At 61.2% G+C, this 19,819-nt stretch carries 16 protein-coding genes; 2 read left to right on the top strand and 14 right to left on the bottom strand.

Annotated features, from left to right (window positions below; translation table 11 throughout):
• Window positions 1-5: 5 nt before the first annotated feature.
• Window positions 6-1,811 (bottom strand): lipid A export permease/ATP-binding protein MsbA, encoded by a 1,806-nt coding sequence (gene msbA / locus ACZ445_RS02365; protein WP_310863242.1) that lies wholly within the window; start codon window positions 1,809-1,811, stop codon window positions 6-8.
• A gap of 157 nt (window positions 1,812-1,968) precedes the next feature.
• Here msbA and ACZ445_RS02360 point away from each other — a divergent pair, with 157 nt between their 5' ends.
• Window positions 1,969-3,825, top strand: coding sequence for an O-antigen ligase family protein (locus ACZ445_RS02360; RefSeq protein WP_058423496.1), 1,857 nt, complete (start codon window positions 1,969-1,971; stop codon window positions 3,823-3,825).
• Window positions 3,826-3,879: 54 nt separating this feature from the next.
• Here the strand turns inward: ACZ445_RS02360 and ACZ445_RS02355 are convergent, their stop codons facing one another.
• The 6 genes from ACZ445_RS02355 to ACZ445_RS02330 form a co-directional block, all read right to left on the bottom strand.
• A complete protein-coding gene (locus tag ACZ445_RS02355; protein ID WP_058423497.1) occupies window positions 3,880-4,761 on the bottom strand; it encodes a glycosyltransferase in 882 nt (293 codons plus the stop codon).
• Window positions 4,758-5,906, bottom strand: coding sequence for a glycosyltransferase (locus ACZ445_RS02350; protein WP_058423498.1), 1,149 nt, complete (start codon window positions 5,904-5,906; stop codon window positions 4,758-4,760). Before ACZ445_RS02350 ends, ACZ445_RS02355 begins: the two co-directional genes overlap by 4 nt.
• Before the next feature lie 59 nt (window positions 5,907-5,965).
• Window positions 5,966-7,366 (bottom strand): PIG-L deacetylase family protein, encoded by a 1,401-nt coding sequence (locus ACZ445_RS02345; protein ID WP_058423499.1) that lies wholly within the window; start codon window positions 7,364-7,366, stop codon window positions 5,966-5,968.
• Complete coding sequence (locus ACZ445_RS02340) at window positions 7,363-8,259, bottom strand: antimicrobial resistance protein Mig-14 (protein WP_464707969.1); 897 nt, start codon at window positions 8,257-8,259, stop codon at window positions 7,363-7,365. Before ACZ445_RS02340 ends, ACZ445_RS02345 begins: the two co-directional genes overlap by 4 nt.
• Complete coding sequence (locus tag ACZ445_RS02335) at window positions 8,260-10,017, bottom strand: carbamoyltransferase family protein (RefSeq protein WP_034095562.1); 1,758 nt, start codon at window positions 10,015-10,017, stop codon at window positions 8,260-8,262. It lies immediately after the preceding gene.
• Between the two features lie 142 nt (window positions 10,018-10,159).
• Window positions 10,160-10,516 (bottom strand): YceK/YidQ family lipoprotein, encoded by a 357-nt coding sequence (locus tag ACZ445_RS02330; protein WP_464707968.1) that lies wholly within the window; start codon window positions 10,514-10,516, stop codon window positions 10,160-10,162.
• 198 nt (window positions 10,517-10,714) lie between these two features.
• Between ACZ445_RS02330 and ACZ445_RS02325 the strand changes: the two genes are divergently transcribed.
• Window positions 10,715-12,817 carry a TonB-dependent receptor family protein gene (locus ACZ445_RS02325; RefSeq protein ID WP_464707967.1) on the top strand — a complete coding sequence of 701 codons (2,103 nt, stop codon included), beginning with the start codon at window positions 10,715-10,717 and terminating at the stop codon, window positions 12,815-12,817.
• 122 nt (window positions 12,818-12,939) lie between these two features.
• Here the strand turns inward: ACZ445_RS02325 and ACZ445_RS02320 are convergent, their stop codons facing one another.
• The 7 genes from ACZ445_RS02320 to waaC form a co-directional block, all read right to left on the bottom strand.
• A complete protein-coding gene (locus ACZ445_RS02320; RefSeq protein WP_464707966.1) occupies window positions 12,940-13,818 on the bottom strand; it encodes a DUF3800 domain-containing protein in 879 nt (292 codons plus the stop codon).
• 71 nt (window positions 13,819-13,889) lie between these two features.
• Window positions 13,890-15,347, bottom strand: a complete 1,458-nt coding sequence (locus ACZ445_RS02315) for a lipopolysaccharide kinase InaA family protein (RefSeq protein ID WP_464707965.1) — start codon at window positions 15,345-15,347, stop codon at window positions 13,890-13,892.
• A complete protein-coding gene (locus ACZ445_RS02310; protein WP_058423505.1) occupies window positions 15,347-16,099 on the bottom strand; it encodes a lipopolysaccharide kinase InaA family protein in 753 nt (250 codons plus the stop codon). The genes ACZ445_RS02315 and ACZ445_RS02310 overlap by 1 nt, the downstream gene beginning before the upstream one ends.
• Entirely contained in the window at window positions 16,096-16,830 is a 735-nt protein-coding gene (locus ACZ445_RS02305; RefSeq protein WP_058423506.1) for a lipopolysaccharide kinase InaA family protein, read from the bottom strand. Before ACZ445_RS02305 ends, ACZ445_RS02310 begins: the two co-directional genes overlap by 4 nt.
• Window positions 16,830-17,636 carry a lipopolysaccharide core heptose(I) kinase RfaP gene (gene rfaP / locus ACZ445_RS02300; RefSeq protein ID WP_058423507.1) on the bottom strand — a complete coding sequence of 269 codons (807 nt, stop codon included), beginning with the start codon at window positions 17,634-17,636 and terminating at the stop codon, window positions 16,830-16,832. The genes ACZ445_RS02305 and rfaP overlap by 1 nt, the downstream gene beginning before the upstream one ends.
• Window positions 17,633-18,757 carry a glycosyltransferase family 4 protein gene (locus ACZ445_RS02295; protein WP_058423508.1) on the bottom strand — a complete coding sequence of 375 codons (1,125 nt, stop codon included), beginning with the start codon at window positions 18,755-18,757 and terminating at the stop codon, window positions 17,633-17,635. Before ACZ445_RS02295 ends, rfaP begins: the two co-directional genes overlap by 4 nt.
• Window positions 18,757-19,818 carry a lipopolysaccharide heptosyltransferase I gene (gene waaC, locus ACZ445_RS02290; RefSeq protein WP_179040646.1) on the bottom strand — a complete coding sequence of 354 codons (1,062 nt, stop codon included), beginning with the start codon at window positions 19,816-19,818 and terminating at the stop codon, window positions 18,757-18,759. Before waaC ends, ACZ445_RS02295 begins: the two co-directional genes overlap by 1 nt.
• Window position 19,819 lies beyond the last annotated feature (1 nt).

Below are 19,819 nucleotides of genomic sequence, written 5' to 3'. Positions count from 1 at the left end.
GAGGGTCAGGTAATGTCGGCGGAAATCGGCGCATCCAGGCCCATGGCATGCAGGCGGGCGTAATAGCCGTTCTGTGCCAGCAGCTCACCGTGCGTGCCACGCTCGACAATTCGACCGTCGTCCATCACCAGGATCAGGTCGGCCTTCTCGATGGTGGACAAACGGTGCGCGATCACCAGGGTGGTACGACCTTGCATGACCTTGTCCAGCGCCGCCTGGATGTGGCGCTCGGATTCGGTGTCGAGGGCCGAGGTGGCCTCGTCGAGAATCAGCAGCGGTGCATTCTTCAGAAGGGCACGGGCAATTGCCAGGCGCTGGCGTTGACCACCGGACAGCAACACACCGTTTTCGCCAACCTGGGTGTCGAAGCCCTTGGGCAACTGGTCGATGAAGTCCTTGGCATTGGCGTCCGCCGCGGCCGCTTCAACGTCTGCCCGAGGCGCACCCGCCAGGTCGCCGTAGGCGATGTTGTTGGTCACGGTGTCGCTGAACAAGGTCACATGCTGGGTCACCTGGGCAATGTGTTTGCGCAGGTTGAGCAGTTTGTAGTCTTCGATCTCGACACCATCCAGCAGGATTTCGCCGCTTGCGTGGTGGTAGAAGCGCGGGATCAGGCTGGCCAGGGTCGACTTCCCGCTGCCCGAGCGCCCGACCAGGGCGATCATCTGCCCAGGCTCGGCGGTGAAGCTGATGTCCTTGAGCACATGGCGCTCGGTGCCCGGGTAGGTAAAGTTCAGGTTGCGTACGTCGAGACGACCGCTGACCTTGTCGCGCTCGATGGTGCCGTTGTCGACTTCGACCTCTTCGTCCAACTGTTCAAAAATGCTTTCGGCACCCGCCACGCCCTTCTGGATGGTCGAGCTGACTTCCGAGAGCTGGCGAATCGGTTTGGGCAGCAGGCCGGCCAGGGTGATGTAGGCCACCATGTCACCGGCCGATGCGTCACCGCGAAGATAAAGGACCAGGAACATCAGCACCGCCATCGCGGTGTAGATCACCAGTTGCAGCGCCGGGGTATAGATCGCCCCGGTGCGGGTCATGCGCAGTTGCTTGTCAGTGTTGCTCTGGCTGGCCTTGAGGAAGCGTTTTTCCTCGTAGACCTCACCGCCGAAGCTGCGCACCACGCGGTAGCCCTGGATGGTTTCGGAGGCCACGTGGGTCACGTCACCCATCGCTACCTGGATCTTCTTGCTCTGCTTGCGGAATTTCTTGCTGGCCGTGCTCACCATCACTGCGATCAACGGCAGGATGGCAATCATCACCAGCGTCAGGCGCCAGTTCATGTACAGCAACGAGGCGAACAGGAAGATCACTGTCATGCCTTCACGAATCACCACTTTGATCGCGTCGGTCGCCGCCCCCGTGACCATGGTCACGTTGAAGGTGATGCGTGAAATCAGGTGCCCGGAGTTATGGTTGTCGAAGTAGCGGTTGGGCAGCGTCAGCAAGTTGTTGAACAACTGCACGCGCAGGTCATGGACCAGGCCCAGGGAAACCTTGGCCAGCAGGTAGTTGCCCAGGAACGATCCCAGGCCCTGCCAGGCGGCGATCAGGATGATCAGCAGCGGCACGGCTTGCAGCAGTTGCAGGTCCCGAAGGAACGGCACGGTAGGGAATAGCACGGCTTCAGGGTTGGAAAGGCCGTCGACGAAGTACTTGAGGATGTACCCCAGCATCGGCTGGGTCGACGCGAAAATCAGAAATCCGACGATACTCAGCGCGAACAAGCCGGCGTAGGGCTTAACGTAACTGAGCAGGCGGAAGTATATTTTCAAGCTCGAAGGGCTTGCGCTCGGACTGGAGTCGGTCATATCACGCGGCGTTTTGAAAAAGGAGGCTGACTTTAGCACAGCTTCTCTGTTGTACTTGCACCCTGCATGACCCTCAAACCGGTTGGCTCCAACCGGCGACATTATATAGCCACTACTTTAAGATGGTCGGCTTTCTCAAATGGAATGGCTTTACTGTATGCACTCCAAGCGCCTGATCTATGGCTCAAATCGCGTTTTTGACTTCCTGGTCCTGTGGATCTTGCCCATTGGCTTGTTGCTGTTGCTGAGTTCGCTGTTCTTCGTATCCAACCGCAACGTGCTGCATCGAATTGTCTACATCCTGTTCAGCGTACCGACCCTGTTCATGTTGTGCATGCGCCCCCGGGAGCTGAAAGAGTTACTGCGCGAGCCCCTGGCGCTCGCCTTCCTGGTCTTCTCCGCCTGGGCCCTGACCAGCCTGCTGTGGAGCCCCGAGCCCACCGCCGACACCGACCTGTTCAAGCGCCCGCTCAATACCTTCATGCTGTTTGGTGGCTGCGGGCTGTTGCTGCATTACCGCAACGATCTGTTCAAGCCGATCTTCTTCAGTGCGGCGGTAATCGCACTGGTGGTGAGCCTGTGCAACCTGGTGGCGTTCGTCAAAGGCTTCGAACCGGGCATGCGCATGATCGGTGGGCGTGGCGCTCTCGACAATCCGCTGCTCAGCTCTCATCTATTCGGTTTCTTCTGCGTCTACTGGCTGTATGTCTGCATGACCACCCAGCGCCTGAAAGTCCTGTGGTTCAGCGCCCCGGCTCTGGCAGTCATGCTCGCGGCGGTTCTGGCCACGGGCTCGCGCACACCGCTGGTAGCCCTGACGCTGACCATCCTGTGGATGACCTTCGTCAGCCGCAACCGCCGCTCGGCCCTGCTGATAGCAGGCCTGGTGCTGGGGGCCGCCGGACTGCTGCTGCTATTCCCGGATGCCATTACCGAACGAGGCAGCTCATTTCGCCTTGAACTGTGGGGCATGTCACTGCAACGCATTGCTGAACATCCATGGATCGGCCACAGCTACGACTCCGAGCTGTACCTGACCCTGTCCGACGGCTATCAACTGCGCGAGCCGCACAGTTTTGCCCTGGGCGTGCTGTATTACGTCGGCATCATCGGCTTTATCCCGTGGATCTTCATGATCGGCTGGGGGCTGTACAAGGGCCTGAAACAACGCGCCCAGCCACTCTTCATCCTGGCTTCGTCGCTGCTGACCTATGGCATCGGCGCCGGGCTGACCGAAGGGGGTGGCATCCTGTCACGCCCGAAAGAGCACTGGTTCGTGCTGTGGATCCCACTGGCGATCATTGCCGGCCTGAGCATCGCCCAGCGCCGTCACAGCCTGTTGCGCATGCCGGTACAAGCGCTCAAGCCCGCGGCTTTCGACCAGTTGTGCAGCAATGCCCATGTGATCGAAGCCGACGGGCTGGGTCCGAAAGTCCTGCGCCTGGCCGACGGCCGCTTCCTGAAGATCTTCCGTGCGCGCCGCTGGTACACCTCGGGCAGCTTCAACCCCTACTCCGAGCGGTTTGCCAGCAACGCCGAGCAATTGCGCACCCTGGGCATCCCTACGCCGCAGATTCTAGGCCTCTATAGTCTGCGCGACGCCAGCACCGCCGTCAGCTACGCGCCACTGCCCGGCCTGACCCTGCGCCAGGCCCTGCAAGGCCTGGACAACAGCCTGCGTGAGTCGCTGATCGAACGTTTCGGTCAGTTCATGGCCAAGCTGCATGAGCGCGGTGTGTACTTCCGTTCGCTGCACCTGGGTAACGTGTTGTTGATGGATGACGGTGAGTTCGCCCTGATCGATATCGCCGACCTGCGCATCTTCCCGTCACCGCTGCGCAACGCGTTGCGCCAGCGCAACCTGCGCCATATGCAGCGCTACCCACAGGACCGCGCCTGGTTGTTCGAGACACACTTCGAACAGTTGGCCAAAGGTTATGCGTCCGTTGCCAGCCAAGGCGCCACGGCGAAGATCCGCGCGCAAGTGCAGGCATTGACCAGCCCCGCCACCTGATAAAAAAGGCGACTATCACTGCTGATAGTCGCCTTTTTCATACCCCCCGCCGCCTCATTTCCTGAGGGGCGCCAGGTACAACCGCACCAAGCCACGCAAGGTCTTGCGCCCCCAGAACTTCAGCGGGATCTGCTTGAGGATCTCCCGCGCCAGTGGCCGGTCACGATCAGCCGTCTTCAGGAACATCGAGTTCAGGAAGTTATAGCGCACCGCGTCATAGGCCGGATGCTCGCTGAAATGGGCATAGGTCTTGAGAATGTTCTGGATCATGTAGCGATGGTTCTTGTAGGTGTTGCTTGCGTGCTGCCGATACTGCGCCATCACCACGCCGAGCGCGTCAATGGTGTAGCCCGCGGCGGTGATCTTCAATTGGATCAGCAGGTCTTCCAGAGGGATGAATGGGTCGAAGCCACCGACTTCTTCCAGGACTTCGCGGCGAATCAACATGGTCGGTGCCGGCGGGAAGGGCTTGCGGTCCATGAACATGTCGTCGAAATCCAGGCTGCGAAACGGTACGTCGCGGCGCTGCTTTTTCTCCGGGTGCAGGTTGCCGTCACCATCGATCAACTCGATATTGCCAGCGCACATGCCCACCTTCGGCTTCCCTTCCATGTAGGCCACTTGGGTGGCGATGCGGTCCGGCAACATAATGTCATCGGAGCCGAAGGGCGCGATCAGGCTGCCCTTGGCGCGGGCGATGGCACCGTTGAGCGTGGCGGTCAGGCCCTGGTTCTGCTGCACCTGGAAATCAAAGCCGTGTTCGGCCTGCAGGCGCTGGATGCGCTCGACACTGTCATCCTTGGAACCGTCATCCACCACCAGCAGCTCGATGTTCGAGTACGTCTGGCCGAGTACGCTGAGGATGCTCTCCTCGATATACCGGCCGTGGTTGTAGGACGCGATGATCACCGAGACCAGGGGTTGTTGCGCTGTCATGCTCTACCTACTTCTTTCAAACCGGTTTCGATGAGGTTCAGATACTTTTGCTGGAACTCGGCCAGGGCGTGGTTTTCTTCCAGGTAACGGAATACCTGTTCACCCTTGGCGCGCAGTTGCTCGTCGCTCATGGCCAGATAAGTGTCCAGGGCCGCTGTCAGTTGCTCGACATTGCCAGGCTCGTGGGACAAACCACCCGCCCCTTCCACCAGCGGCAGCATGGCCGGCCCGTTGGAAGCAATCACCGGCAGGCGTCCACTCATGCCTTCGAGCAGCGCCAGGCCCAGGCCCTCCAGCAAGGAAGGCATGGTCCAGATATCGAAGGCGCGTACATATTTGAGGCCATCCTCGCGAAAGCCCAGCAAATGCGCACGGCCAGTGAGGCCAAGGCGCTCGATGTCCGCGCGCAAGTCGGCTTCGGCACGGCCGGAACCGATGATTCCGACCTGGACATTGGGGTATTTGTCCTTGAGACGGGCAAAGGCCTGCAGCAGGTGCGTATGGCCCTTGATCGGCACCAAGCGCCCCAGCGCGCCGATGATCCGTGCGTCGAGCGGCAGCCCGAGCGCCTGGCGAGCCTGCTCGCGTGGCAACTGCAAGGCTTCGGCCTGGGGAATATCGATGGCATTGGTGACGAAGGTGGTGTTCTCTTGGGTAAAGCCGCAGTTGAGGCCGATCAGGTAGTCCCTGACCGCCGCCGACACCCCGACAAACCGCCAGGCCGGGCTGACCAGCCGGCGCGTCTGGCGCCGGCGATAGGCGCGTTCGTACTCACCGAAACCGTGGGAAATACCGATGCACAACGGGATCTTCAACCAGCGATTGAGCGACAGCATCATGTTCACCGACTTGAAGCGGTTACAGATGACCACATCGAATTTCTGCTCACGGCAGTACTTGTAGATTTCCCACATGGCGCCCAGGCGAATGCCTTTGAGGGCCTTCTCGGGAAACTCGAAATACTTGGAATGATCCGCCACGCTCAACGGCTGGCCCGGCTGCGGCCGACCACTCAGGAAGGCCGACGTCACCTCGAACCGCTCCGTCGGCAGCGCCTTGACGATCTGCTCGCCGAGATCGGCGAAGTCATTCAGTTTGACGTTGTAGTCAGGCTGCAACTGCAAAACCTTGAAACGAGGCTTCATATCACTCCATGAGGCAATCGGGCTGCTACACGCGGGCAGCCCGACGAAAAAAGTCAATTTCAGTCCTGCTTCAGCACCCAAAGCAGCTCGTGGCGGCGTACGGCCTTGCGGAAAAATTCGTTCTCGCCGTAAGGCGATGGACCACGGCCGGCCAGCCATTGCTGCAACAGACGACGCACCCGGCGCTTGAACGGTGCACGGGGCTGCAGATCATGCATCATGCCCAGCGCCATGGCCTTGTCCTGCTGCTGGCTCAGGCTGAGCACCCGGCAATAGGGCTCGAGTACCTGGGCGGCATCGAACTGTGGCGGCAAAGCGATGCCAGCGCCTGAATCACCCATGGGCCAACGGTCGTTATCATGCAGATGGTTGGCATAACCAAGCAACGTGGTCGGTTGCCACTCAAGCCCCTGCAGCGCCTGCACCACCGCGGTGTGCGCGCAGATATGGTCAGGGTGGGGGTCGAGCACTGGCGTCGGCAACACAATCACCTCGGGACGCGCCTTGAGCAACACCGCCCGCAGGTCGGCTATCAGGTTGTTCCAGGTCGGCGCACCGTCCACATCCCCCGGCAACGCCAAGGCATTGAACTGGCGGAACAGCCGCGTATCGTCCAACTGCGCTTCGCGCGATGCCTGGGGTTGATCGGGGGCGTCACGCATCGCCGGCAGTTGCAGGCAGAAGTAGCCCAACTGCACGCAGTGCGCCTCGGGCACGCCGGCCCAGCGCGGCACGGCAATGCTGTCCCAGGCGCGCAGGCGCCCTTTGATCCGCGCCGCTTCAGCCTTGGGCATGCCCATCTGCTGATAGTGTTCGGCTTCGATTTCACCGGCGGTCAGGGTCACGATCCAGCTTTCATCCGCCTGGCTGTACAGGCCGAAGGCAGCCAGTTCAGCATCATCGGCGTGAGGGGCGATCACCATCACCCGCTGGCGGGCAGCATCTGGCTGGCGAAACACCCACAAGACCGGCTGGCCGATCACGCGACAAAAGCGCCCGCGCAGGCGCAGTTCACCGCCGGCCAATGCCGCCGCCGAACCGGTGAGATTGAGGTAACGTTTGCCGGCAACCCCGCGCTCGAACGCCTGGCGATCGTCCAGAAAATCAACTGCAGGATCAAACAAACGCCCCCAGAGGGTGCTCTTGAGCTGCACTTCGACGACCAGCGTTTCATCGCCAGCCAGCTCGAGCGGTGTCTCTGCCAGCAACCTGCCGCCCTCCAGACGCAGCCCGACCTGCTGGCCACTCGACGCAAACCTGTATTGGTAGTCGTCCTTGGGCGAATAAAACAGGTGGTCGGCAAACCAGGCTTCATGGGCCACCCACAGCACGACCACGAGGATCAGCGGCAACCACCAGGCCACCAGCACACCGGTCGCGATCAACAGCAGCAGCCCGATCAGCAGCGCAATGCGTTTATTGCGCCGGTGGCGCTTGAGCAGTTGCTGTTTGCGGCTCATACGCTGAACACCGGCACCGGGTTGCACCAGCGCTCCTTGTACTCGCGGTCGGCACGCCCGAAGGAAAAACGCAGCGGTTTATCCACGGCCCGCGCCTGTTCCCAGGCGCTTTGGGTGTTGAGGAAGCTCAGCACACTGCCGGGGCTGAATGCCCGGGTTTCAGGGTCGACACCGCCATTGACGTACTCGATGCTGATCCACTCCGGCGCCTCGACGCGGTATACCAGTTGTACGGCAATCGGCGCATCGTTGAGAAACAGCACCGAGCCGATCAGGAACTCTTTGAGCAGCGCCAGCACCTCAGCCAGGCGCTCGGCGCCTGTAGCGGCAAAGCCCCAGCGGCGCTGGAACAGATCGCAGTAGATCGCCGACAGCTCCACACTGGAAAACTCGCTCACCGCCCGCACCACGCCGCCCGCCTCTTCCAGCAGACGCAGTTCGCGGCGCTGGTTGTAGCGAAACTTCTTCGACAGCTCTTCGGGGGTACGCGCCATGGCCAACTGCTCGGCCTGGGACTTGAGGGTGCTGATGCGGCCCTCGTTCAGCGCTGACAGGTAGCGCCCGCGATGGCGCACCGGCAACTGCGCATCGGCAGTGATCGGCAGGATGATCTCGGCATTGCCCAGGTCAAACAGGCCTTTCTTGCCGCTGCGCTTGAGTACGTCCTTGGACAGGGCCAGGTCGCGCCCCCAGGTGGCAATCGCCCCTCGGAGTTCACCGTCCTGTTCCCAGCCCAGGTAACGCACCGGAATCTGCGCCAGGCCCGCCAAGCGCTCGACAACCTGCGGATGGGTTGCAACGCTGCCGCCAAACCGCTGCCAGGCCTGGGCGTAAACCTCGGCCTCGACAGGCGCCCAGCCACGCTCACGCCACGCCTGGAAGCGGTTCAGCATTTAGACCACGGCGTCATAAGGGTCCACGCCGTCCTTGACGACCAGGATGTCTTCCATGATCAGGTACTGCAGGTCGGAGCCGAAGAACATGTTCAGTGCGTCGGTCGGCGAGCAGATCATCGCTTCGCCGCGACGGTTGAGCGAGGTGTTCAGGGACACGCCGTTGCCGGTCAGCACTTCGAGCTCTTTCATCATGTCGTAGTAGCGCGGGTTGTACTCGCGCTTGAGCACCTGGGCGCGGGAGGTGCCATCTTCATGGACCACTTCCGGCACGCGGGTTTTCCACTCTTCGGCCACTTCAAAGGTGAAGGTCATGAACGGTGCCGGGTGGTCGACCTTGATCATCTGCGGCGCCACGGTGTCGAGCATCGACGGGCAGAAAGGCCTCCAGCGCTCGCGGAACTTGATCTGGTGGTTGATACGGTCCGCCACGCCGGTGGCGCTTGGGCAACCGATGATCGAACGACCGCCGAGTGCACGCGGACCAAACTCCATGCGCCCCTGGAACCAGGCCACCGGGTTGCCGTCGACCATGATCTTGGCGATGCGCTGGGGCATGTTCTCGATCTTGCGCCAGTTAGGCTTGCTCTCGTGCTTGGCGCACGCAGCGATCACATCTTCGTTGCTGTAGGACGGGCCGAGGTAGACGTGCTCCATCTTCTCCACCGGCACACCACGGGCGTGGGACACGTAGGCCGCCGCACCCACGGCAGTACCGGCATCGCCGGACGCCGGCTGCACGAACAGCTCCTTGACGTCGTCACGGGCAATGATTTTCTGGTTCAGCTTGACGTTCAGCGCGCAGCCGCCGGCGAAGGCCAGCTTGCCGGTGTCCTTGAGGATGTCGCCCAGGTAGTGGTCGATCATCTGCAGGGCCAGCTTCTCGAACAGCGCCTGCATGCTGGCGGCGTAGTGGATGTACGGCTCGTCGGCAATATCGCCTTCGCGCTTGGGACCCAGCCACTCGATCAGTTTTGGCGAGAAGTAGAAACCCTTGCCCTTCTCTTTATAACGGCGCAGGCCGATGACGTTGGCGTAGTCGGTGTTGATCACCAACTCGCCGTTCTCAAAGGAGGCCAGGCGCGAGAAATCGTACTTGCTGGCATCGCCATACGGCGCCATGCCCATGACCTTGAACTCACCGTCGAGCATCTCGAAACCGAGGAACTCGGTGATCGCGCCGTACAGGCCGCCGAGGGAGTCCGGATCGTAGAATTCCTTGATCTTGTGGATCTTGCCGTTTTCGCCGTAGCCGAAGAACGTGGTGGCGTACTCACCTTTACCGTCGATACCGAGGATCGCGGTTTTCTCCTGGAAGCCGGAGCAGTGGTAGGCGCTGGAAGCGTGGGCCAGGTGGTGTTCAACCGGTTCGATCTTGATTTTCTTCGGATCAAAGCCCAGTTGCTCCAGGCACCAGACGATCTTGTTGCGATAACGCTTGTAGCGACGGTTGCCCATCAGGATCGCATCGAGGGCGCGGTCCGGGGCGTACCAGTAACGCTTGGCGTAGTGCCATCGCGCCTCGCCGAACAGGCTGATCGGGGCGAACGGGATCGCGACCACGTCAACGTCGGAGGGCTTGATGCCGGCCTGTTCCAGGCAGAACTTCGCCGACTCGTAGGGCATGCGGTTCTTTGCATGTTTGTCACGTACGAAGCGTTCTTCTTCGGCGGCCGCGATCAGCTTGCCGTCGATATACAAGGCTGCGGAAGGATCATGGCTAAGGGCGCCGGACAGGCCAAGAATCGTCAATGCCACAGGGGTCTAGCCTCTTTTAGTCTGCATGCAGGCGGGTTGCGCCTGAAAAAAGTGTGCCTCCCGCCTGGGCGGGAAACAGCTAAAGGGCGGGATTATAGCGTAAAAGCGGCGGGAAGCTGTTAGCGGCGAGCGTCAAGAGGGATCAGCGGAAGATCTCGATGCTGCCGTCCCGGCTTTGACGGTAAACGGTGTAGGGCAGCACCAGGGTGTCCAGCACGCCGGAGGCGACAAACTCCACCGCGACAATGGGTAGCATGCTCCCGCCATGGTCGATCAGGCTGTTGTCCTTCAGGCTCTTGTCGGGCGCCGGTTCGCCATTGAGCGTGCAGAACCCATAGATCACCCCGCTGTAGATGCGCGGCACGTTTTCGCAGTGACTGCGCGAGTCCTTGAGGTTCTGGCTGGTGACCGCGTCTGGCCGGAAGACGGTATTGATGGTTCCGCAGCCCGCCAGCATCAGCGACAGCACACTGCACAAGACTTTCGACCCCCTCCTCATGACCCTCTCCTTATGGCCCATCAGCCATTGTTATTGCCAAGGCTGACCACGCTAACATCGCAAGGGCGGATGACCCAAAGTGGTAACACTGATTTGCAGCGTAGGACGATTCCCAAATGATAAAAATCGCCCGAGCCACTAAACTCGCGCCCCTTTGCGCGTCTACCGCCTATGCGCGCCATGGATTCCAACTGACCGATGAAAACCCTCGCCCGCTTCACCTTGCTGCTGCCTGGCCTGTTCGCCCTGAGCGATGCCGCTCGGGCTGAAGACGCCCCGCTGGTCCTCGACCCCAGCGTGGTCACCGGCTCACGCAGCGCCAGCCCGACCTTCGACCTGCCGTACTCGGTGGACGGCATCAGCCGCGAACAGATCAGCGATGGCCAATTGGGCATCAACGCCTCCGAGGCCCTGTCCCGCGTGCCCGGCCTGGTGGTACAGAACCGCCAGAACTATGCCCAGGACCTGCAGATTTCCACCCGTGGCTTCGGCGCCCGCTCGGCGTTCGGTGTGCGCGGCATCAAGCTGATTGCCGACGGCATTCCCGCCAGCACCCCGGACGGCCAGGGCCAGGCGGCCACCTTCAACCTCGACACTGCCGAACGCATCGAAGTGCTGCGCGGCCCTGCCGCGACCCTGTATGGCAGCAATGCCGGCGGCGTGATCCAGATGTTCTCCCGCGACGGCGAAGGCCCGCCGCGCATTGGCGCCGAGACCCTGGTGGGCAGCGACGGCCTGAACAAGAACCACCTGAGCGCCGAAGGCGCGGCCAACGGCGCCGGCTTCGTGCTCGACGCTTCGCGCATGGACACCAACGGCTACCGCGACCACAGCAGCGCACGCCGCGACCAGACCTTCGCCAAGCTCAACGTCCAGCCGGATGACGACAGCAAGCTGGCGCTGATCTACAGCAGCCTGGAACAGAACGGCACCCAGGACCCGCTGGGGCAGACCTTGGCAGCGTACAAGGCCGACCCGCGCTCGGTGAGCGCCAACGCGCTGACGTACAACACGCGTAAAAGCATCGATCATCAGCAATTGGGGATGAATTACGAGCGGTACTTCGGCGATGCGACGCTGCAGGTCAATGGGTATACGGGGCGGCGGAGTGTGATTCAGTACTTGTCGATTCCTGACAAATTCCCCAGCGGTGCGACCAACCCCGCCAACGTGCGAGGCGGTGTGGTGGCGTTCGACCGCAAGTTCTACGGTGGCTCCATCCACTGGCTACAACCCGTCACCAGCGCTCCGGGCGAACTGACCTTGATCGCCGGCCTCGACTACGACCGCAGCGAAGATGATCGCCAAGGCTATTCCAACACCGCCAACGGCGTGCACGGCGTCAAGGGCGCACTGGGCCGTGATGAAATCGACACCGCCACCAGCCTCGACCCCTTCGTGCAGGCCAATTGGCTGCTGGGCGACTGGACCCTGCAAGCCGGCCTGCGCCACAGCACCATGAAGATGGACGTGGACGACCATTTTCTCAGCGACGGCAACGACAGCGGCAGCAAGACTTACCAGAAGAACACCCCCTCGGTCAGCGTGATGTACGCGTTTACCCCCGACCTGCACGGCTACGTGAGCGCGGGCAAAGGCTTTGAAACTCCGACACAAGCGGAGTCAGCGTATTCCAGCAGCTCAAACGGCTTTAACTTAGCGCTCAAGCCATCGGTCAGTACACAGTACGAAGTCGGCCTGAAGGCACGCGTTGGCCAGGACACCCGCATCAACGCTGCAGTCTTCCAGATCACCACCGAAGACGAGTTGGTGGTGCAGCAATCCAGCGGCGGTCGCACCACTTACCAAAACGCTGGCCGAACCTTGCGCCGCGGCTTCGAACTGGGCATCGAAAGCCAACTCAGCGAACAGTGGACCGCCAACCTCGCCTACACCCGCCTGCAAGCTACCTACGACAGTGACTTCGTCAGCGGCGGCAACACCGCCATCGACAAGGGCAACTACCTGCCCGGCGTACCGCAAACCACCTTGTTCGCCGAGCTCAACTGGAAGCCCCGCGACTGGGTCAGCACCGCCCTCGAAGGCATGTACCGCAGCCAGGTCTACGTCGAAGACACCAACAGCCAACACGCCGCCCCGGCCTACAGCGTATTCAACTGGCGCGCCCGCTTTGAGCAGAAAGTCGAACACTGGACCTTCCACCAGACCCTGCGCCTGGATAACCTGCTCGACCGCCAGTACGTCGGCTCGGTGATCGTCGGCGACGGAAATTACCGCTATTACGAAGCGGCGCCAGGGCGCTCGTGGTATGCCGGAGCAGGTGCGGAGTACCGATTCTGATCACCCCTCTATTCTGCAAGAGGAGCAGTAATTACTCTGCATTGACACTCAAAAATCGCAAGCATAGAATCTGGCGCAAATGGACTGGGGGATCCCGGTCGGCGTTATAGCCTCGGTGAGTTTCATCGGGGCTTTTCGCTTTCTGCGGTAGGGAAAACTTTAAGTCCCCAGTTCTCAAAACCCTCACCGACCTTGCTTCGTCCTCCGCTGCAGTAAAACTTGCGCTTGAGCACATCAAAGGCACGGTTTTCCTGACCTCGCCGTAGAACACTCATGCCTATCGGCCTTGCAACGAGATCTGCAAGTTGCAACCCCGTGGAGTTAACCTGCTTAGTCGCAAACACGATGTCAAATGGCAGGCGAATACCTAAACGAACGGCGCCGTCGCACATTCGCCGAAACTCCAACTCAAGCTCGTTATCTTCTTTACGCCCTCGTCGTTCGAAAATGACGTGAGTCAACGCTCTCTGCTGATTTTTCTCACTGAGAAACTCATAAAGCGTTTCAAGACAGAATCCAAGCGCCAGATGGTAGGGATTATGTACGGGGCCTTGCTGCTCCCGAAGAGTGGCCTTATCAATAACGCAACTGATCAAAACAAAGTTGCTCGACTCAATGATGCTTGTCAGCTCCTCAAGAAAGGCATGTTTGTGCTGGCGAGAGACAAAAACGTTCGAGAAAGCCCCCTTTTCCTTACGGATTTCCAATTCATGCAGGCCAACAAGATCATGCCCCATATGATTGAACTTAAACTTTTGGAGGGCCGGAATGACTTTTTCACAGTAGTGTCTTTTATGAAAAACACAAAACGCTAGAACAAACATGGGGTAATTCGCATCCAGCGCCTGCATCCCGTGATCACCACTTTCATCCACATACACAATGAAGTCGCTGAACGCACCTTTCGGCGGCGTCACTGCAACAACTTGCGCAGCGCGCTCTGACTCAGTTTCACTTTCAAAGAGCATGAACTGAGGGGGCCTTAGTTGTTCATCTGCCATGGGATGCCTAATCCTGTTGTTTGCGTGTTTTCCGAGTCACGCATCAACATTCATATTGCCCTACGGCTTTGCTACAGGGGGCCACCAGACTGACTCACTTTGGGCAACCGCTGATCAATCAATTGATACAACGCGCTGTCCTGCGGCCAATTGCGCATAAACCGCGCCCTGTCCTTGGCATACGCCGAGGCGAAGCTCGCCTCGGAGCTGTGCTGGCACATGGCGTCCAGGTCGATCAGCGACCAGCGGTCCTTGTCCCAGAACAGGTTGTGCCCCTTGAAATCGCCATGGCTGATGCGCTCGCGGATCAGTTCGGTGAACAGGTGATCCAGCGCCAACAGTTCGTTTTCCGGCGCATCACTGTTTTCAACGTACGGTGCGAAGCGCTCGATGATGTCCGGGCCGGGCAGGTATTCGGTGATCAGGTAAGCGCGACGGCGCAGCCAGAAGAAGCGCTTCTCCAGCACCGCCAGCGGCTTGGGCGTGGCGATGCCGAGGAACGCCAGGCGGTTGCCTTCGCGCCAGGAGTGCCAGGCACGGCTCGGACGCCAGAAGCGTTTGAGCCAGTGGGCGAAGCCCTTGATGTTGTAGCGCTTGATCACCAGCGGCCGACCGGCCACCTCGACCTTGGCCACGCTGGCGGCGCCGCCGGTCTTGTACAAATGGCCCTGGTCCAGCAACGCATCGGCCTGTTCCAGTACCGGCAGCATGGCCGGTTCTTCTTCCCGCCGGATCGCACGCAAGGCGAAGGCGCCGCGCACCACGCTGAACAGCGTGCATTCACGGCCGACCTTGCTCAGGAAGTCCTTGAGGCGCCAGGCACTGACCTTGCGCACCTGTTTCTCCAAGGCTTCCAGCGGCAGGGCGTGCTCGCCGTTGCTCAGCAGGTAGTACACCAGCAGCTCTTCGGTAAACGGCTCGAGATTTTTCGGCAACTGGGCGAAAAACACCCCGAGGTTTTCCAGCACGCGGTTGCGTGACAGCGGTTTGCCCGCCTCTTCGACGCGGATCCCGGCGCCATCGATCAGGTACAGCTTGCCGTCCTGGCGCAGCAGGTTGTCCAGGTGCAGATCTTCCTGCCACAGCCCCTTGGTGTGCATCTGAGCGATCGCACCCAGCGCTTCGGCCAGCACGGCGGTTTGCTCGTCAGCCAGCGGCGGCAGGTCTTCGACGGCCTGCCAGGCATCGGCCAGGCTTTCGGCGCCCTCGATAAACTCGAACAGCAACCAGCCGCCCTCGCCTTCCTGCAAGCCATCGGCCAGCAGCAACGGCGTGGTCAGGCCTTGCTCGGCGAGCAAGCGCACGCCGCCGAGTTCACGCTGGAAGTGCCGCGCCGCCTTGCTGCCCACCAACAATTTGGCCAGTACCGGACGACCACGCCAGACCGCCGCCCCCACATAACGCTCACCCGGCAGCACACGCAACAGGCTCAGCAGTTGCAACTGGCCCGGGCCGGCCGCATCGGCCAGTTCGAGGGTCAGGGGCAGCTCGGGGGTACGGCCGGCGGTTTTCAGCTCGGACAAGCGCATCAACGGTTTTCCTTGTGACTACGGCGCGCGGTCAGTTTCTGCAGCCAGGTGGCGACCAGCGCGCTGTCCTTCGGTTGATCCAGATAGGCGGCCAACAGTTGGCGTACCTGTTCGTCCGACCACTGCGGTGCGCGTCGCAACAACGGCTCCAGGTCCTTGACCCGATCACGCCAGCCGAACAGCAGCGGGCGGGTTTTCTCCAGGTCGATCAACTGCGCGGCATAACCGTCGCCGGTGGCCTGCATAAAAATATGTTTGGGATAAAAACAGCCATGTACCTGGCCGACGCTGTGTAACAGACGAGCAAGCTCACCGCAGGCCCGCAGGATCGCGCGGTGCTGGGCATCGCTCAGTTGGGGCCACTGCTCCAGCAGCGAATCCAAGTCATTCCAGCCGTCCAGGGCACGTGTCAGCAGCATCGCGCGATGCTCGCCGCCCACCTTGCGCTCGCCGTAGAAAGCCGCCTGCAAGGCAGGGATGCCGAGCTTGCGGTAACGACTGATATTGCGGAACTCGCGGGAGAAACTCGGCTCGCCAAAGGGACGGTGCAGGCTGCGCGTCAGGTAGTTGCTCTGACGCTTGAGGTAATAACCGTGGCCATCGAGCTCCAGGCGAAAGACGCTGCTCCAGCCGCCGCGACTGGTGTTGGGTTCATCCACTGCATCCAGTTGTTTGGCCCACAGGGCGTCGAACGTCGCCAAACCGTTGCGCTCCAGCAGCGCCCGGTCCTCAGCCGCCAGGAAATCACTCATTCACGTCCCTCGAAAAACTTCACCACGTGGCGAATTCGCTGTTTGTCCGCTGCACTCAGGTGCCGGCGCTGACGGTATTGCATGTAGAAACGCAGGCGCTGGGTGGCGGACAGGTGATACTTGGCCACCTTGTCCAGGCAGGCCAGGTCTTTGGTGATGCGGTACTTGAGCCAGAACCCGCGCCAGAAATCGCCGTTGGGGCAGTCGATCAGGTACAGGGTCTGCTGGTCATCGATCAACAGGTTGCGCCACTTCAAGTCGTTATGGGTAAAGCGATGATCGTGCATGGTACGTGTGTATTCGGCGAGCTGACGGCTCACCGCGTTGACCCACTTGGGGTCGCGCAGGCGCGCATCGTTGCGCTCGGCCAATACCGAGAGGTCTTCGGTCTTCGGCAGCTCGCGGGTGATCATCGCCCCACGATCATAGGCCAGGCCCTTTCGCTCCAGCCCCCAGGCAACCACATCGGCGGTGGGAATGCCCCATTTGGCGAAACGCTTGAGGTTCTGCCATTCGGACTTGACCCGCGGCTTGCCCAGGTAGCGCCGCAGCCCTTTGCCGGCACCGATGTAGCGCTTGACGTAATAGTTGACGCCGCCACGCTCCACGCGGATCACTTCCGACAGCGGATCGCGGGTCAGGCGCTCACCCTGCAGGGCGAAGACCGCTTCGAGGCTGCCGAAATCATCCGCCAGGCTGGCGTACGCAGGTTCCAGGTTCCAACCCGCCATCAGATCGCATCCCCATAACGCAGCTTGCGCGCATACAGCTTGTCGGCCTTGCGCTGCATCAGGCTCAGGGACGCTGATTGCTCTGCGAGGATCTGGCGCAGCGGCTGGCGGAAGTAGCCCTTGAGGAAACGCAGTTTGTCGCGACGGGTGAGTCCGATATCCAGCGCCGAGTAGTACAGCGCGGACAGGTCCTTGTCGCGCCAGCGCAACGGCAAGTGCGCGCGCAATTGGGCACGGTGCAGGTCGATCACCGACAGCTTGATGTTCTTCGCATCGATGGGCTTGGCAGTGTCCAGCAGGAAATGGCACAGGTAGCAGTCGCGGTGGTTCACACCACCCCGGTGCATATCGCCAACCATGCGCGCCAGCTCGGCCGTGAGGGCATGACGCAACGCGGGTGCCGGCGGTTCGGCGACCCAGTTGATCGTGACGTCTTCGAGGCTGAGGGTCGGCGCCAGCTCTTCGGTGATGATGAACGAGTGCTGGTCCGCCGGGTTGCTGCCCTTTTCGCCGAACGCCACACCGGTCATGGTCGGCACGCCGAGCTCCTGCAGGCGATGAATCGCCGCCCACTCAAGGCCCGCCCCGAGTACCGGCAGCTTGGCGGTGATGAGGTTCTTGAAGATTTCACCCCAGCCGATGCCACGGTGGATCTTCACGAAATACGGACGGCCATCCACCTCGGTACGCAGGGTGCGACGCGCCGCCAGTTCACGGAATACTTCACCTTGCAGTTTCTCGACTTCGGCAAAGGCATCGAGCCCGGCCCATAAAGTCTTGAACGGTTCGGCAAGAATCAACTTCATCGTTTTGGCTCCGCCAGAATCACATCCGCAGCGTGCTGCGGCATGCTGTAAAGGTCGGCCGTCTCGGCGAAGGCCAGGCCATTGCGGCTCCAGGCCGCGCGCTGTGCAGTGTCGGTGAGCATATGCGTCAGGTATTGATTGAGCTGCGCTTGTTCAAACGGCTCATCCAGTACCAGGCCACTGTCGGCCTCGGCGATGTAGTGGGCATACCCACACACGGCCGAGACCAGTACCGGCAGCCCGGCCACCAGGGCTTCGAGCAAGACGGTGCCGGTATTTTCGTTGTACGCCGGGTGGATCAACAGGTCGGCGCCCAGCAGGAAACGCGGGATATCACTGCGACCCTTGAGAAACTGCACATTGTCGCCCAAGCCCAAGGTAGCGCTTTGCAGTTGGAATACCTTGGGGTCGTCCTGGCCGATTACAAACAGGCGCGTACGTTTTTTCAGTTCAGACGGCAACGCGGCCACGGCCTTGAGGCTGCGGTCGACGCCCTTGGTCTTGAAGCCCGAACCAATCTGCACCAACAGCAGCTCGTCGTCGCCGAGGTTGAATTCCTTGCGGAAACCTTCGCGGATTTCGGCGGCATTCGGCGGCGCACGACGGTCCTGGGCAATGCCCGGCGGCAGCAGGTGAAAGCGTTCCACCGGCGTGTCGTAATGCTTGATGAACAGCGGCTGCTGCACTTCGGAAATCATCAGGACTTCGGTCTTGGCGTCCTTGGCGAACACCGCGCGCTCGTACTCGGCGAAATGCTTGTAGCGGCCAAAATAGCGGTACAGCGAGTGGCGCAGGTTTTGCGCCTTGTCTTCAAAGCAACCGTCGGCGGCGTAGTACACGTCCAGGTTGGGCATTTTGTTGAAGCCGATCAGGCGGTCCACCGGGCGCTTGGCCAGGTCGGCGGCCATCCAGGCGCTGAGTTTTTCGTTGCGCCGATGGTTGAAGAACGCCTTGACCGGTGCCACCAGCACCTCGAAGCCGGGCGGGATGTCGCCTTCCCAGATCAGCGTGTACACGCGAATCTGATGGCCGCGCTGCTGGCACTCCAGGGCGATGCGCATGAAGTCGCGCTGCAGGCCACCGAAGGGGAAATATTTGTACAGCACAAAAGCCAGTTGCATCAGTGCAGCTCCTCAGCCAATAACAACGTGCTCAGTCGGCTCGCCACACGCTCAGGGTTCAGGCGCGTGAAGCACAGGGGCGACTCGCGCTTGAGGTCGAACCGACGCAGGTCGTCGGCCGTCGGTTGATAGGTACATTGCTTTTGCAGGCACGGCGCGCAGGGGAAGTCGCTGGCCAAATGAATCTGGCCCTTGCCGTAGGCGCCGGTGAGGCCGGGGTTGGTCGGTCCGAACAGGGAGATGGTCGGCACGTCCAACGCAGCAGCCAGGTGCCCGAGGCCAGTGTCCACCGCTACACAGGCACGGGCGCCGGCCAATACACGGGCCACACCGGCCAGGTTCAGCTTGGGCAGTACCTCGGCGTTTTGCAGGCCCTGGGCCAGGCGTTCGGCACGGGCTTTTTCGGCGGCGTTGCCCCAGGGCAATTTCACGTCGACGCCCAGGCGGCCCATGCGCTCGGCCAGCTCGCGCCAGTAGGCTTCGGGCCAGTGCTTGGTGTCCCAGGTGGTGCCGTGCAGCAGCAGCACAAAGGGTTTTTTCGGCGGCAGGCCCAGGAGTTTTTCAGTGCTCAGGCCGTAGTCGCCCAGGCCCTTGGGCAAGTCATAACCGAGCGCCACGGCGAACAACTGGCGCAGACGCTCCACCGCGTGCTGCCCACGTGCTACGGCGAGCCGTCGGGAATAGAAACGCGCCGCCATCGGCTCGCGGGCGGAGTTTCTGTCGAAACCCGCGACGGGCGCACGCACATAACGGGTCAGCCAGGCGCTTTTCAGCAGGCCCTGCGCATCGATCACCAGATCGTATTTGGTCGACTGGACTTGCTGCTTGAACCGCCGCCACTCGCCACTCTTGATGGTTTGCCAGATATTTTTGCGCCAGCGGCGGATCGCCACCGGGATCACCTTGTCGACCGCCGGGTGCCAGGTGGGAATCTCGGCAAAGCCTTCTTCCACTACCCAATCGAATTGAATGCCGGGGATCGCCCGCGCCGCGTCGGTCAGCGCCGGCAAGGCGTGGATCACGTCGCCCAGGGATGAGGTCTTGATTACCAGTACGCGCAAA

This window comes from Pseudomonas allii (assembly GCF_055380095.1).
This window is presented reverse-complemented; position numbering and strand designations above follow the sequence as displayed.

What these genes read in the sequence shown, in the direction of transcription:
- ACZ445_RS02350 (WP_058423498.1), bottom strand. Translation starts at nt 5,906, where the DNA reads ATGAAGCCTCGTTTCAAGGTTTTGCAGTTGCAGCCTGACTACAACGTC.
- rfaP (WP_058423507.1), bottom strand. Translation starts at nt 17,636, where the DNA reads ATGAAGTTGATTCTTGCCGAACCGTTCAAGACTTTATGGGCCGGGCTC.
- ACZ445_RS02355 (WP_058423497.1), bottom strand. Translation starts at nt 4,761, where the DNA reads ATGACAGCGCAACAACCCCTGGTCTCGGTGATCATCGCGTCCTACAAC.
- ACZ445_RS02295 (WP_058423508.1), bottom strand. Translation starts at nt 18,757, where the DNA reads ATGCAACTGGCTTTTGTGCTGTACAAATATTTCCCCTTCGGTGGCCTG.
- ACZ445_RS02315 (WP_464707965.1), bottom strand. Translation starts at nt 15,347, where the DNA reads ATGCGCTTGTCCGAGCTGAAAACCGCCGGCCGTACCCCCGAGCTGCCC.
- ACZ445_RS02330 (WP_464707968.1), bottom strand. Translation starts at nt 10,516, where the DNA reads ATGAGGAGGGGGTCGAAAGTCTTGTGCAGTGTGCTGTCGCTGATGCTG.
- ACZ445_RS02345 (WP_058423499.1), bottom strand. Translation starts at nt 7,366, where the DNA reads ATGAGCCGCAAACAGCAACTGCTCAAGCGCCACCGGCGCAATAAACGC.
- ACZ445_RS02320 (WP_464707966.1), bottom strand. Translation starts at nt 13,818, where the DNA reads ATGGCAGATGAACAACTAAGGCCCCCTCAGTTCATGCTCTTTGAAAGT.
- ACZ445_RS02305 (WP_058423506.1), bottom strand. Translation starts at nt 16,830, where the DNA reads ATGGCGGGTTGGAACCTGGAACCTGCGTACGCCAGCCTGGCGGATGAT.
- ACZ445_RS02310 (WP_058423505.1), bottom strand. Translation starts at nt 16,099, where the DNA reads ATGAGTGATTTCCTGGCGGCTGAGGACCGGGCGCTGCTGGAGCGCAAC.
- ACZ445_RS02360 (WP_058423496.1), top strand. Translation starts at nt 1,969, where the DNA reads ATGCACTCCAAGCGCCTGATCTATGGCTCAAATCGCGTTTTTGACTTC.
- msbA (WP_310863242.1), bottom strand. Translation starts at nt 1,811, where the DNA reads ATGACCGACTCCAGTCCGAGCGCAAGCCCTTCGAGCTTGAAAATATAC.
- ACZ445_RS02340 (WP_464707969.1), bottom strand. Translation starts at nt 8,259, where the DNA reads ATGCTGAACCGCTTCCAGGCGTGGCGTGAGCGTGGCTGGGCGCCTGTC.
- ACZ445_RS02325 (WP_464707967.1), top strand. Translation starts at nt 10,715, where the DNA reads ATGAAAACCCTCGCCCGCTTCACCTTGCTGCTGCCTGGCCTGTTCGCC.